At 67.4% G+C, this 13770-nt stretch carries 9 protein-coding genes; 3 read left to right on the forward strand and 6 right to left on the reverse strand.

The window, feature by feature from the left end:
* Positions 1 to 60: 60 nt before the first annotated feature.
* From G401_RS0137930 to G401_RS0137950, 5 genes are all read right to left on the reverse strand, one after another.
* The gene (locus tag G401_RS0137930) at positions 61 to 1323 is read right to left on the reverse strand and encodes an ABC transporter substrate-binding protein (protein WP_027346591.1); all 1263 of its coding nucleotides are present in this window, start codon (positions 1321 to 1323) and stop codon (positions 61 to 63) included.
* A 320-nt stretch (positions 1324 to 1643) separates the two neighbouring features.
* Positions 1644 to 2414, reverse strand: coding sequence for a FadR/GntR family transcriptional regulator (locus G401_RS0137935; RefSeq protein ID WP_027346592.1), 771 nt, complete (start codon positions 2412 to 2414; stop codon positions 1644 to 1646).
* Positions 2415 to 2578: 164 nt separating this feature from the next.
* Positions 2579 to 3673, reverse strand: a complete 1095-nt coding sequence (locus G401_RS0137940) for a ricin-type beta-trefoil lectin domain protein (RefSeq protein ID WP_027346593.1) — start codon at positions 3671 to 3673, stop codon at positions 2579 to 2581.
* A gap of 99 nt (positions 3674 to 3772) precedes the next feature.
* A complete protein-coding gene (locus G401_RS0137945; RefSeq protein ID WP_027346594.1) occupies positions 3773 to 5260 on the reverse strand; it encodes an arabinofuranosidase catalytic domain-containing protein in 1488 nt (495 codons plus the stop codon).
* A gap of 231 nt (positions 5261 to 5491) precedes the next feature.
* Positions 5492 to 7015 carry an arabinofuranosidase catalytic domain-containing protein gene (locus G401_RS0137950; RefSeq protein ID WP_027346595.1) on the reverse strand — a complete coding sequence of 508 codons (1524 nt, stop codon included), beginning with the start codon at positions 7013 to 7015 and terminating at the stop codon, positions 5492 to 5494.
* A 374-nt stretch (positions 7016 to 7389) separates the two neighbouring features.
* Here G401_RS0137950 and G401_RS0137955 point away from each other — a divergent pair, with 374 nt between their 5' ends.
* Positions 7390 to 8148 carry a FadR/GntR family transcriptional regulator gene (locus G401_RS0137955; protein WP_084558082.1) on the forward strand — a complete coding sequence of 253 codons (759 nt, stop codon included), beginning with the start codon at positions 7390 to 7392 and terminating at the stop codon, positions 8146 to 8148.
* Positions 8149 to 8242: 94 nt separating this feature from the next.
* Here G401_RS0137955 and G401_RS0137960 read toward each other — a convergent pair whose 3' ends face one another.
* Positions 8243 to 10654: a ricin-type beta-trefoil lectin domain protein gene (locus tag G401_RS0137960; RefSeq protein ID WP_027346597.1), complete on the reverse strand. Its 2412-nt coding sequence runs from the start codon at positions 10652 to 10654 to the stop codon at positions 8243 to 8245.
* Positions 10655 to 11391: 737 nt separating this feature from the next.
* On the opposite strand from G401_RS0137960, the gene G401_RS0137965 reads away from it, so the two are divergent.
* Together G401_RS0137965 and G401_RS0137970 are read left to right on the forward strand one after the other, a co-directional pair.
* Positions 11392 to 12753 carry an endo-1,4-beta-xylanase gene (locus tag G401_RS0137965; protein WP_084558084.1) on the forward strand — a complete coding sequence of 454 codons (1362 nt, stop codon included), beginning with the start codon at positions 11392 to 11394 and terminating at the stop codon, positions 12751 to 12753.
* Positions 12754 to 12770: 17 nt separating this feature from the next.
* The coding region (locus G401_RS0137970; protein WP_051367874.1) for a non-reducing end alpha-L-arabinofuranosidase family hydrolase at positions 12771 to 13770 on the forward strand (1000 nt) is incomplete at its 3' end.

A 13770-nucleotide genomic window follows, 5' to 3' on the forward strand; every position in this document is an offset into this window, starting at 1 on the left:
TTGGTCCGCCCGGCTGGTTGCGGGCGGACCAACAGCGGCGATTCACCGGTGGGCACCGTGTCAGGCCTTGTCCGATGCGGCGAGCTGCCGGAGCGCGTCGTCGACGCCGACCGAGCCGTCGAGGATCTGCTGGGAGAGTTTGCCCATCAGGTCCAGGGTCTTGGACGACAGCGCCACGTGCAGTGCCGGCTTGCCTGCCTTGAGCTCCGAGACGATCGTGCCGACCGCCGGTCCGGCGGACGCGGTGGAGATCGTGGTGTCGGACGCGATCGCACCGGCGTCGACATAGAACGCCGAGAGCGCGTCGGTCGAGGTCAGCGAACGGACAAGGTCGGCCGCGACGGCGGGGTCCTTCGTCCAGTTGGCGACGGCGTAGCCGATACCGCCGTCGTACGGGAGGCTGGGTTGTGCGCCGGCGGTCACCACGGGCGCCGTCATCACGCCCACGTTCTCCGGCTTGAGGAAGTCACCGAAGTCCTTCCAGTGCCCGATGTCGGACATCAGGCCGATGATGTCGGCGGCCTTGCCCGCGTCGAAGACCGAGAAGATGTCGGTGAACATGGCGGTGGAGTTGGCGCCCTTGTTGTTGAGTCCGGCGTCGTTGGCCTGCTTCCACAGGTCGAAGATCTTCTTGACGTCGGGTGAGGTCCAATCGCGCTTGCCGGCGATCCAGTCGTCGTACTCCTGCGGCGAGAGGATGCCCGAACCCATGCCGGACAGCCAGAACTGGATTCCGATGCCTTCCTTGTTACCCAGCGCGAAGCAGGTGGCCTTGGTCGCCTTCGTGATGGTCCCGCAGTCCTTGACGAACCCGTCCCACGTCGTGGCCGGATGCTCCGGGTCGAGGCCGGCCTGCTTGTAGAGGGACTTGTTGTAGTAGATCGGGTGCCCCTGCAGGGTGACCGGCGCACCGTATATCTTGCCGTCCTTGCTGAACGCGTCCCAGCCCGCGAGCCGCTGCCGGTCCTGTGCGACGTAGGCGTCCAGTGGTACGAGCGCGTTCACCCGGTCGCGGATCTGCCCGCCGCCGTTGAACATCATCACGTCGGGGCCCTTGCCTGACTGGATGGCGGTGCCCAGGAGGGTGTAGTACTGGTCGAACGGTTGATTCACGAACTCGACGGTGACGCCGGGGTGCTTGCGGGCGAAGTCCGCCTTCGCCTTCGCGATGTAATTGGCCGCGGTCTTGTCGCCGGATTTCCAATCCCAGACGACGAGCTTGCCACCGGAGTTGGAGGTCTTGTCGCCTCCCGCCGCACTTCCACAGCCCGTCAAGGCCAACGCCGCCACGACGGCGACTGACCACAGTGCTCGCTGCTTCATGGTCGCTCACTTCTTGAGAAGGGCGGGACTGCCGTCCACAGAGTGACGCCAAAGTTAGGTCATATGATGTGTGATGTCAACGGCCTCATCTAGCAGGGGCAGTCCGTCGATGCGTGCCACGGGTCGCACCGCACACAGCCGCAGTAGATGCCTGCATGTCGAATGGACGGCCACGACACATCGTGGTGGCGGAAACCGAGGGTGCTTCACGCGACGACGCGGCGCCGACATGCGTACAGGCGACGCGTACCAAGCTGATCGGCCGCGCCGGTCCGTCCGCCGCGGTTCAGGCGATGAACCCGGTCGGCGGACGGCGGGGGTCAGCGCTCGAGTCGTGCCGAGTTGCCCGAGCTCCCGCGGCGGACCAGCCAGGCCTCGGTGATGTGATCGAACATCGCCTGGGCGGCACCGGCCGGATCGTGCGCAGCGATCCGCTCGTAGACCCGGCGGTGGCCCTGGTTGGACGCCACACACAAGGCGCGCTCGCGCCGGCCCATGTACCGGGCGGTGTTGATGACCTGGCTCTCCAGCGCGCGTACCACGGCGCGAGCCAGCCGGTTGCCGGATGCCTGCATGATCAGATCGTGGAAGATGCGATCGTGGTCGGCGTAGCTGACATGATCGCCGACAAGTTCGTCCATCCGGTCGACCTCGGCCCGCAGCCGCTCGATGAGATCGGCATCCGCCTGGCGGGCGGCCACGTCGGCCATGTCGGACTCCAGCAGGCGGCGGGTGACCACGAGGTCGTCCAGTATCGCCAGGCCTTCGTCCTCGGCGACCGCGGCCGCGAGCACCATCTCGTCGAGCATGTTCCAGGCGGTCGAGGCGCTGACCATGGTGCCCGCCCCGTGCCGGACCTGCACCAGGCCCTTCTCCTGAAGCATCTTCACGGCTTCCCTGACGACCGTCCGGCTGACCGAGAACGTCTCGCACAGGGAAGGTTCGGGCGGCAACAGGGTGCCGGGCCGGTAGACACCGCGTACGACACGCTGCACGAGCTCCGCGGTCAGCGCGGTGGTCAGATTGGCCGGTCGTCGTGACCAGGCGGGGGGCGGCAGGGGGCTCGCGCTGGATCGCTGCGATGCCGCCATGTCGCCTCCGATAACACAGAATGGAGACTCAGTATAGGCAGACGGATGTGCAAGATCAGCGCCGCGACCTCGGCTGCGACCGGACCGGGCACGCTGTCGTGGCGTACCCGGTCCGGTGGCGCGGGCATCATCAGGGCCAGGGGCACACCGTTTCCCTGAGGAGCCTATAGCCGGTTCCAGCGCTGGTTGGCCGCGGCGGTGCAGGTCCACAGGATCGTCGCGGTCCCGTTGGCGGTCGCGGCCCCGGACACGTCCAGGCACAGCCCCGACGAGACGCTGCTGACCGTCGCGTTGGCGTTGAGATTCCATCGCTGGTTCGATCCACCGTTGCAGTCCCAGATCTGCACCTTCGATCCCGCGCTCGCGCCCAGCGGCGCGTCCAGGCACTTGCCCAGGGCCTGCACGGTTTGGCCGGTGAACGTCCACTGCTGGTTGGTCGCGCCGTGGCAGTCCCAGATGACCGGCTGTGTTCCGTTCGCGGTGTTCCCACCCGGAACATCCAGACACCGGCCGGACGCCACGCCGACCAGTTCCGAGGCGCTCGAACCGGTGCCGATGCTGCCGGGCACCGACAGCAGCGCGGCGTACCAGGCCGCGGCCATCTTGTCGTAGCCGGTCGCGGTCGGATGGATCCCGTCGGTGAGGTCGCCCGTCGTCAATGCGCTGTGCATGTCGACGAGGTGGACGTGCTTGCCCGCGTTCACCTTGCCCTGGACGATCGCGGGGATGGCCGCGTTGAAGGTGCGGCCCGCGGCCTCCTGCCCGGAATTGGAGAGCGGGATGATGGTGGCCACGAAGACCTCGGCAGCGGGGGCGGCGGCCGTGATGTGGTCTATGAGAGCCGACAGTCGCCCCGGCGCTCCGGAGAGGTTGTAGTTCTGCAGGACGTCGTTGGTTCCGATGTGCAACAGCACGCTGTGCGGCTGGTAGGTGTTCAGCCAGCCGACGATGTTCGCGTCGATCTGGTCGATCCGCCAGCCGGGGTGCCCCTCGTGGTCGTGGTCGCCGAGACCGGCCGGCCCGTTGAACTGCGAACCCACGAGATCGACCCGATAGCCTGCGGCGGCCATCCGCTGCCACAGGCCGATCCGGTAGCCCCCGGGTACCTGGGTGCCTTCGGTGATCGAGTCGCCGAGCGGCATGACCCGTACGCCGCCGTTCGACTCGGCGGTGGCGGCACTCGCATTCATCACGGCGCCGGTGACGGCCAGCGCGGCCGCGAGAACGGTGGTGGTGAGCCACCGGGTGCGCATTCGCATCTTCAGTCTCCTTCGCTGCCGAACCTGGATGTGCTCAGAGCGGGGCGATGACATTCCGGGGCCGGGCGGTCGTCGCGCCCGGCCCCGGACGGCGTTTCGCTACCGCAGCGCCCACTTCTGGTTGGCGCCGTTGAGGCACTGCCAGAGCTGGATCTTCGTGCCGTTGGCCGTCCCGTACGCGCTGGCGTCCAGGCACAGGCCGGATTGCACGCTGGTGATGGTGCCGTCGGCGTTGGCGTTCCACTGCTGGTTGGTCTGGCCGTTGCAGTCCCAGATGATCACCGCGGTGCCGTTGGCCGTGCCGCGGTTGCTCGCGTCCAGGCACTTGTTGCCGTAGACCTGGAGCTGCTTGCCGGCCGTGAGCGTGAAGCTCTGGTTGGTCTGGCCGTTGCAGTCCCACAAGGCCACCTGCGTGCCGTTGGCGGTCGTCGCGCCCGGCACGTCCACGCACCGGCCCGACTGGGTGCCGACGATCTGCTGGCCGCCGCCGCTGCTGCCGCCGGAGAAGGAGTACGCCGCGGCGGTGATGTCGGCCTGCACCGCGTTCTCGGTGGCGTCCGAGGGGAAGCCGGAGATCACCGCGCCTTCGAAGAAGTAGCCGACACCGCTCACGCTGTTGTCGCCGCCGGTGCCGAGCAGCAACGAGCTGTCCACCTTCATCGGCGAGTACCCGTTGGGCAGCGGACCGGAGAAGGTGGTCGTGAGGCCGCCGCTGTTGGCGTTGCCGTACTTGAGGGTGAAGTTCGTCGTGCCGTTGTTCTTCTCCACCGCGGTGACGAACGGGAAGTGCACACCGGAGTTGTTGGGGTCTTTGTTGGAGCCGGTGTTGGTGTGGAACATGCCGTTCTCCAGGTCGGCCTCGACCCACGGGCCGGCGCCGACACACGGGTTGTTCGCCCAGTCCCCGAACCAGCAGGCGGTACCCCACTCGATCGCGTTCATGGTGGCATTGCCGGTGTCGGTGTGCGAGTTCTCACCAAGGCCGTAGTCGAAGCAGCAGTACTTGTTGACGTAGTTCGACGAGGTCACCATGTAGACGCCGGCCGGGTGGGAGCCGGTCGGCGCGTTACGGGCGTTGTCGACCCGGTAGCCGACGCCCTGGTTCACCTTGATGCCGTACGCCTTGTGCCCGGCGACGGTCAACGGCAGCGCCTTCGCGTCCGCGCCGATGTCGGCGCCGTTGGCGCCCGGGCCCTTCCAGTAACCGCCCCACGAGATGGGCATGTCGTTGTGGTTGGCGGTCTGATCGTAGATCTTGGTGATGGTGCAGGCGCTGCTGGCGCAGAAGGAGTCCTGGGTGGCGGCGTTGGCGTACCCTCCGGCGGCCAGCACGCCGACGTCGGCGTACGCCTTGTCGGAGGTGCGTTGCACCTGGTACAGCGGACCGTTGTACGAGGCGAACAGCGCACGGGTGGTGCTGTGGGCGCCGATGCACGGCGTCCCGCCGGCCGCGTAGATGTCGCACGCCAACGAGGTGGCGGCGTATGCCGGCGCGGGCGGATTGATCAGAGCGATCACCACGGCCGCGATCATTGCGACCGTGGCGGAGGCGGTCGCGATGAACCGGCGACTGACCTGACGTTTCATTGCTTGTCGGCTCCTTTGCTGGGGCGCCACCGGACGTGGCGCGACAGTGGTTGAGAGCGGGTGCGTGGGCGGGTGAGTCCATGGCGGAATCAGTGCATGTGATCGCCACAGCTGGATGTGAACGTTAACAATCGATGCCGGAGTGCGTTCGTGGCGCCGGCGGTGGTCGGTCCACCGTGGATGGCGATGGCCGGCGGTTCAGGAGCGTTGTGATGCGCGATGCCGCGTGGCTCAGCGGTAGCCGGCGGCGACGATGTTCGCCTGTACGGCGCTCTCCGTGGCGTCCGACGGGTATCCGGCGACCATGGCGCCCTCGTAGAAGGTGCCGGCGCTGAGGTTGGCACCGCCGCCAGGCTTGCAGCAGTCGCCCCCGCTGCCGAGGACGATGGCGCCCTGCTTCTTCATCGGGTTGTACCCGTTCGGCAGGCCGCCGTCGTAAAGCGTGAACAGGCTGCCGGACTGGGCGCTGCTGCCCTTGATGGCGAACCGCGTGGTGCCGTTGTTCTTCAGCGTCGCGGTGACGAATTTACTGGTGAACGCCCGCTGGTTGGGGTTCCATGCAGTGCTGCCACCGGGGAACAGGCCCCATTCCAGGTCGGCCTGGACCCAGGGACCGGAGCCGGAGCAGCCGCCGAACCAGCAGCTGGTGCTGAAGTTGATGGCGTCCATCGCGCCGGCGGCGTCGGCCTTCCGCGTGGTTTCGCTGTTGCCGTAGTCGAAGCAGCAGCCGCTGTTGACATGGGTACCGGACGTGACCATGTACATGCCTTCCGGAGCGGTGCCCGTCGGGATGCCCGTCAGGTGGCCGTCGCGCCAGTAGCTGTTGCCGGGGTTGATGTACAGCGAGTAGGCCTTGCTGCCCGCCACCGTCAGCGATTCGGTGGTCGCCCGGGCCGGGCTGCTGGACGTCGAGCCGGGAACAGCGCTGGATCCCTGGTACCACAGGTCGTTTCCGTGGCCCGACTGGTCGTACACCACGGTGATGACGCAGGTCGTACCGGCGCAGAACCCGTCCTGCGTCGCCGCGTTGGCCGGCCCGCCGGCACCCACGGCCGCGACGTCGCGGGTCGCGTTGTCCGAGGAACGCCGAACCTGGTAGAGGTTGCCGCCGTAGGCGCGGTAGAGCGCCCGGGTGGTGCTGTGCGCCGCGACGCACGGAGTGCCGCCGGCAGCGTAAATGTCGCACGGACCAGAGCCCGGCGGGGCCGTGGACGCCGAAGGTGAGGGCGAAGCCGTCCCCGCCTGATGCCACTGCTGATTGGTGCCACCGTTGCAGGACCACAGAATGATCTTTGTTCCGTTGGCGGTGGCCGCGCCGCTGGCGTCCAGGCAGAGCCCCGACTGGACACCGGTGACGGTGCCGTTGGCGTTGACGTTCCATTGCTGGTTGGCCTGGCCGTTGCAGTCCCAGATGATCACCGCCGTGCCGTTGGCGGTGCCCTGATTGCTGGCGTCCAGGCATTTGCTGCCCGATACCTGCAGTTGCCGGCCGGACGTCAGCGTCCACGACTGGTTCGACTGGCCGCTACAGTCCCACAACTGCATCTGCGTACCGTTCGAGGTACTGCCGTCGGGGACGTCGAGGCACCGGCCGGACTGTCCGCCGACGATCGGGGTGGGTGAACCGACGACCGCCGCCAGGGCGACGCCGGCCTGCAGACCGATGGTGACGGCACCGGCGACGACGAGGGCCAGCGCGCACACGGCGCCGAGCGCGGGCAGACGGCCGGTGAGCCCAGGACGGGGATTGACCATGACAGCTCCTCGGGATCGGAGGATGGGCGCACAGGGCGGCAAGCCGCCGACGGAGCGGCTCGCAGTCGTGCGGAGGGGGCGGGGGCAAGGGGCGGTGTTCGGGACGTCGGTAGAACCAGGCATCGACGAGTTGCGTCACATCGATGGCTGCGGGGTGGCGAGGGCGGTCACCCATCCCGCTTGAGTACTAATTACTTCCCTCGAAACGGCTCCGAGTCAAGGCTCTAAGCCTACTTACTTCGGGACCGCATCCATTCTGGCCGGTTTAGCGAGCAATGTACATTCCTCATCGCCCTGTTCGGGATCAGCGGCGCAGGCGGTGGCCAGCAGATAACACATAAGTCATACTCTTTTCGGGTGCGAGGAGGGCATGAATGACGCAGGCGAGACGAACGCACGACCAGCAATCCGACGAGGTCTACCGGCCCGGCTACGAGGTGGCCGCCGAGCAGCTGCTGGAGCTCATCGCCCGGGCGGGTCTGCGCCCCGGCGATCGCCTGCCCACCGAGAACGAGCTGGCGATGCAGCTGGGCACCAGCCGCACGGTGGTACGCGAGGCCGTGAAGATCCTTTCTGCGCTGGGCCGGATCCGCGCCCACAAGGGCCGGGGCCTGTTCGTGGCCGACGACGAGGGAATGCTCGGCACCGGCCGCTGGGCGTCGTTCTTCGTCCCCGACGACCTCGACCACGTCTACATGCTCTTCGAGTTCCGGCGGGCACAGGAGATGGAGACCAGCCGGCTAGCCGCGCACCGGGCCACCCCGGCGGAGATGGCGGCCATCCAACGAGCCGCCGACCTCTGCCGCCACGGATTCGACATCGGATCCGAGGACGTCTTCACCGAAGGTGACGACCTGTTCCACCGGAGCGTCTCCATCGCCTCCCACAACATGTTCCTGCAGGTGGCCGTCGCCGAAGCGCGCCGCTTGCAGGCCCAGTCCAACCTCTTCGGGATGCGCGGCACGATCGGCGGCCATGCCGGCAAGGCGGTCGCCGAGCACGAGGCCATCCACCAGGCGATCCGGGCCGGCGATCCCGAGGCGGCAGCCCAGGCTGCGGCCACGCACATCGACAACACACTGGACGAGTACCGGCGGGCGATCCAGCAGCGCATCTTCTCGTCGGACAGGTGAGCACCGCGGACCGCACCGCCGGCCGGCGCGTGACGGGCTTCCTCCCGGCAGAAGCCCGTCACGCCGGCATCAGGCGCCGTATCGCCGCCGAAGTTCAGCTGCGAAGGCTCCACTGCTGGTTGGTGCCGCCGTTGCACGACCACAGAATGATCTTGGTTCCATTGGCGGTGGCCGCGCCGTTGGCGTCTATGCACAGTCCCGACTGAACGCCGCTGACGGTGCCGTTGGCGTTGACGTTCCACTGCTGGTTCGCCTGGCCGTTGCAGTCCCAGATGATCACCGCGGTGCCGTTGGCGGTTCCCTGGTTGTTGGCGTCCAGGCACTTGGCGCCGTACACCATCAGCTGTTTGCCGGAGGTGTAGGTGAAGCGCTGGTTGGCCTGCCCGCTGCAGTCCCACAGCTGCACCTGGGTGCCGTTGGTGGTCGTCGCGTTCGGTACGTCCACGCACCGGCCCGACTGCCCGCCGACCAGCTGCTGACCTGTTCCGGAGCCGGTGGAGGTGGGGCTCGGGCCGCCACCGGACTGCACGCCGGCCGAGCTGATCACCGCCTGCGCGCCCGACGGCCAGTTGCCGTTGCTGACGACGACGTTGCCCGAGACGGTGTTGCTGCGGTCGCCGTTGACGAGATTGGTGCCGCTGCTGCTGCTCCAGTTGTTGGTGAGCGTGAGCGTTCCGGTGTTGTTGTTGCCGCTGCTGTAGTTGACGGTGGCCCAGGTCCCGCCGGTCGCGGAGACGACGTTGCCGCTGGCGGTGAAGTAACGGGACCCCTCGTCGAAGTACAGACCGAAGTAGCCGTTGGTCCGCAGGCAATAGTTGCCGCTGATCCGGCCGCTCGGGTTGGCCGAGAGCGTGTAGATGCAGCTGCCGTCGTTCATCTGCTGCATCACGTCATGGATGTAGTTGCCGGTGATCTGGTTGTTGGACGCCGTCGTCGCGGTGGTGTAGCGGGGCTGGTAGTTGTACAGGCCGCGGTTGGCGTACTCGTTGCTGCCGCCGGCGTCGTTGGAGCCCCAGCCGTATCCGATCGTGAGGCCGGAGTAGGGCATGTTGTAGATCTCGTTGTGCGTGATGGTGGCGTTGGTGACGTACGTGGGCAGGAAGGAGGAGATTCCCCGGTAGTCCAGGCCCATGTCGTGCACGACGTTGTTGCTGATCGTGATGTCTCGGTTGATCATGCGCGAGTCGCTGGGATGATGGGCGTCGGCGCGCACACCGCCGGCCACGACGGCGCCGGCGGCACCGCGGGCGAAGGTCGAGCCGGTGACGGTGATGGCACTCGCGCCCAGCCCGACCCCCGAGGCATGGGCGTTGGCGTCGTTGCCGATGCCGAGAGCGGTCTGCCCCAGGTTGACGAACTGATCACCGCTGAAGGTGATCGTGTTGGCCGCCGACACCTGTACCGCGGCCGGCATCTGCAGCCAGTTCGGCCGGGTCGCCTCGAACTGCTGGCAGCCGGACGAGCAGGAGCCGAAATTCGGCCACGACCAGTTGCCGGCGATGTACGCGCCGGTCTGCTGGTCGACGAAGCCCTGACTGCTGCTGGGTCCCAGCCAGCTCGTACCGGTGAACGTGACGCCTGTGAACGAGATGTGATGGGCCGGGGCGGCGTAGCTGCCGCCGATGTCGACCAGGGACTGCAGCAACGGCAGTTCGACGTCGACGGTGCTCATGTTCTGACCTGAGGTCGGGATGTACGACAGCACGCCGGACGACGGGTTGAGATACCACTCCCCCGGCGCGTCGAGGAGTTCGTAGGCGTTCTCCACGTACAGCGGGCCGGCACGGAACGGGCTGGCGGACGTGTCGTAGCCGAAGTTGTTGTTGTTCCAGGCCGGTTGCTGCATCGTGATGACGCCACCGCTGATGCTCTGCACCGGCGAGTACCGGTCGGTGAAGGAGTTGATCGCCTCGAACTCGACCCGGCTCTGGTTGGTCAGGTTGTTGAGATAGTTCAAGGCGCTGTTGGTGAAGCGCAGCCCGGTGCCGCTGGCGGTGAAGTCCGACCGGCTCACGGCCGCCCGGGCCCGCGTGGCCTGTACGCCGGCGACGGTGAGCTGCCGGGCGTCGACGCCTGCTCCGACGTTCGCCTGCCAGATGTTCTTCGCCGAGTCGGTCAGGGTCCAGCCGGTGACCTGCCGGGCTCCGGTGAGGACGGGGTGGGCCGAGGGGGCGGCCTGCCAGATCACGGCGTGGCCACCGGTGCCGGAGTCCGCGTCGGTCAGCCGCAACGGCGACGACAGCCGGTACACGCCGTCGGCGAGCTGCACCGCGATGTCTCCGGACATCGAACCCACCATCCCGCGAACCGTCGTCTGCGCGGTGGGCAGGGAGCAGGGCTGGGTTGCGGAGCAGGCGGTTCCCGTGCCGGACGGGGACGCGTACACGGTGGTGGTGGCGGCGAGAGCCGGGCCGGTGGTGATGATCACGGCGACCGCGGCGGTCAGTGCCGCCGCGGCGGCTGCGGGCAGCAGCCTGCGCCGAGCTGGGACGGAGAATGCGGACACGGGATCTCCTAAGGGGAGCGACCAGGGCCTTCGTTGTTCGTGCGGGAGGGTTCTGCCGCGCTTGCCGGAGAGGTCGCCCGGCAGCCGCGGCCGAGGGCGTGCCGCCCCGGGGTCCGGCGGTCGAGCTGCCCTCGAACGGGGCGGATCCGGTGCGCTGGAAGGCGGAGCAACGCCTAACACGGATCGGACAATATTCATGATTTGGGATGCTTCACGCCCGCGCGAACCGGGCTCAGTTCATCATACGAATGATGACTTCGCAAGAGGATCGCATCGACCACGAACGAAGCCCCGTCGGGGCTCATCGGTGTCCTGCGTGGAACTTTCACCCGCACTTCGCGCCTGACGGGTGAGACGGCCCGTGCCCCGGCACGGCGTGGCCAACACGGGGCTGCGTACTTCAGGAGCGGCAGCCTCGGCTTCACCTTCACGGAACGCCGACTGAGTCGATGGATTGACAACCGTCACCGGGCGAGTTCACTCTTGCGCCCAATGTTAACGGTAACAATCCTGCAACCTTCGCTCTCGCCCCGGTCCCACCGGCAGGTCTGCCGGCGAGAACGGGTCATCGGCGGCCGGCCGTGCTTCCTGCCCGGCGTACAGCCCCCGCCACGTCACCGTTCCCCCACCAACTCCCTCTCACCCCAAGGAATGCCGTGAACTCTCCGATCCGCACCGTCCCGCGGAGGAAGGTGGCCCTGGGTTTCGTCGCTGCCGCAGCGCTCGCGGGAGCCACCATGGCCACGCTACTGACCGGCACAGCCCAGGCTGCGAGCACGCTGGGTGCTCAGGCCGCGACGTCCGGCCGGTACTTCGGTACCGCCGTCGCCGCCGGCAGGCTCGGGGACGGCACCTATGTGTCGATCCTCGACCGCGAGTTCAACATGATCACGCCGGAGAACGAGATGAAGTGGGACACCACCGAACCTTCTCGCGGCAACTTCAACTTCGGCTCCGCCGATCAGATCGTCAACCACGCGCTGGCCCACGGGCAGCGTATGCGCGGCCACACGACGGTGTGGCACGGCCAGTTGCCGGGCTGGGTCAGCTCCATCACCGACGCCAACACCCTGCGGTCGGTCATGGACAATCACATCACCACCGAGATCAGCCACTTCAAAGGCAAGATCTACGCCTGGGACGTCGTCAACGAAGCCTTCGCCGACGGTTCGACCCAGCATCGCAGCTCCGTGTTCCAGAACGTTCTGGGCAACGGATTCATCGAGGAGGCGTTCCGCACCGCGCGGACCGCCGATCCCGCCGCGAAGCTGTGCTACAACGACTACAACATCGAGGACTGGAACGCCGCCAAGACCCAGGGCGTGTACGCCATGGTCAAGGACTTCAAGTCCCGCGGCGTACCGATCGACTGCGTCGGGTTCCAGTCCCACTTCGGCAACGGCGGCCCGCCGTCGAACTTCCAGACCACGCTGACGAATTTCGCCGCCCTCGGCGTCGACGTCCAACTCACCGAACTCGACATCGCCCAGGCGGGCACCACCCAGTACACCAACACCGTCAAGGCCTGCATGAACGTCGCCCGCTGCGCAGGCATCACCGTATGGGGCATCCGCGACAGCGACTCCTGGCGCAGCAGCGACAGTCCCCTGCTCTTCGACGGCGGCGGCAACAAGAAGGCCGCGTACGGCGCCGTGCTCACCGCGCTCGGCAATGGAACGCCCAGCAGCCCGTCACCGAGTACGGGCGGCGGTTCGGTGGGCCTGCTGCGGGGTGTCGGTTCGGGCCGCTGCCTGGACGTACCGGGCCAGAGCCAGACCGACGGCACCAGCCTGCAGATCTACGACTGCTGGAGCGGCAGCAACCAGCAATGGACGCAGACCTCCGCCAACCAGTTGACCGTGTACGGCGGCAAGTGCCTGGACGTGCCCAACCACGCGACCAGCGCCGGTACGCGCGTACAGATCTGGACCTGCAACGGGGGCACCAACCAGCAGTGGCGGCTCAATTCGGACGGAACGATCGCCGCGGTCGAGTCCGGGCTGTGCCTGGACGTGACCGGCGCCGGCACGGCCAACGGCACCGCGGTGGAGATCTGGACCTGCAACGGCGGCAGCAACCAGCGATGGACCCGAAGCTGACCGGAGAGGAGCTTGTCATGCGTGAAGGAACGGGCATTCGACGAAGCAGAGCGCTGATCGCGGCGCTTGCGAGCGCGGCCGTGGTCATCGTGGCGATGATGCTGACGGTGGTGGCCAACCCGGCGCAGGCCGACGTCACCGGCACCCTGCGGGGTGTCGGGTCCGGCCGCTGCCTGGACGTGACGGGTCAGAGCCAGACCGACGGCACCGGCGTGCAGATCTATGACTGCTGGGGCGGCGCGAACCAGCAGTGGACGTTGACCTCCGGCAACGCGCTGGTCGTCTACGGCAGCAAATGCCTGGACGTGCCCAACCACGCGACCGGCGCCGGTACCCGCGTGCAGATCTGGACCTGCAGCGGCGGCGCCAACCAGCAGTGGCGGGTGAACTCCGACGGAACGATCGTCGGGGTGGAGTCCGGGCTGTGCCTGGACGTGACCGGTGCGGGCACGGCCAACGGCACCGCGGTGGAGATCTGGACCTGCAACGGGGGCAGCAACCAGAAGTGGACCGGCCTGTCCGGGACGTCGCCCAGCCCGACGCCGACCGGTACCGGGGGCAGCGGCTGCGCTCTTCCGTCGACGTATCGCTGGACGTCGTCGGGTGCCCTGGCCTCACCGCAGCACGGCTGGGTGTCGCTCAAGGACTTCACCAACGTCGTCTACAACGGCAAACACCTCGTCTACGCATCCAACGTGTCAGGCTCCTCGTACGGCTCGATGAACTTCACACCCTTCACCAACTGGTCCGACATGGCATCAGCCAGCCAGAACGGAATGAGCCAAGGCACCGTCGCACCGACCCTGTTCTACTTCGCACCCAAGAACACCTGGGTCCTCGCCTACCAATGGGGCGCATGGCCCTTCATCTACCGCACATCCAGCGACCCCACCAACGCCAACGGCTGGTCCGCACCCCAAGCACTGTTCACCGGCAGCATCGCCAACTCCGGCACCGGCCCGATCGACCAGACCCTGATCGGCGACGGCACCAACATGTACCTCTTCTTCGCCGGCG

Origin of the sequence: Hamadaea tsunoensis DSM 44101, from assembly GCF_000428945.1 — a bacterium.
GTDB classification, from domain to species: domain Bacteria; phylum Actinomycetota; class Actinomycetes; order Mycobacteriales; family Micromonosporaceae; genus Hamadaea; species Hamadaea tsunoensis.

Bases quoted from the DNA above. Each gene is read 5' to 3' on its own strand.
- G401_RS0137930 (WP_027346591.1), bottom strand. From the start codon at position 1,323: ATGAAGCAGCGAGCACTGTGGTCAGTCGCCGTCGTGGCGGCGTTGGCC.
- G401_RS0137935 (WP_027346592.1), bottom strand. From the start codon at position 2,414: ATGGCGGCATCGCAGCGATCCAGCGCGAGCCCCCTGCCGCCCCCCGCC.
- G401_RS0137940 (WP_027346593.1), bottom strand. From the start codon at position 3,673: ATGCGAATGCGCACCCGGTGGCTCACCACCACCGTTCTCGCGGCCGCG.
- G401_RS0137945 (WP_027346594.1), bottom strand. From the start codon at position 5,260: ATGAAACGTCAGGTCAGTCGCCGGTTCATCGCGACCGCCTCCGCCACG.
- G401_RS0137950 (WP_027346595.1), bottom strand. From the start codon at position 7,015: ATGGTCAATCCCCGTCCTGGGCTCACCGGCCGTCTGCCCGCGCTCGGC.
- G401_RS0137955 (WP_084558082.1), top strand. From the start codon at position 7,390: ATGACGCAGGCGAGACGAACGCACGACCAGCAATCCGACGAGGTCTAC.
- G401_RS0137965 (WP_084558084.1), top strand. From the start codon at position 11,392: ATGGCCACGCTACTGACCGGCACAGCCCAGGCTGCGAGCACGCTGGGT.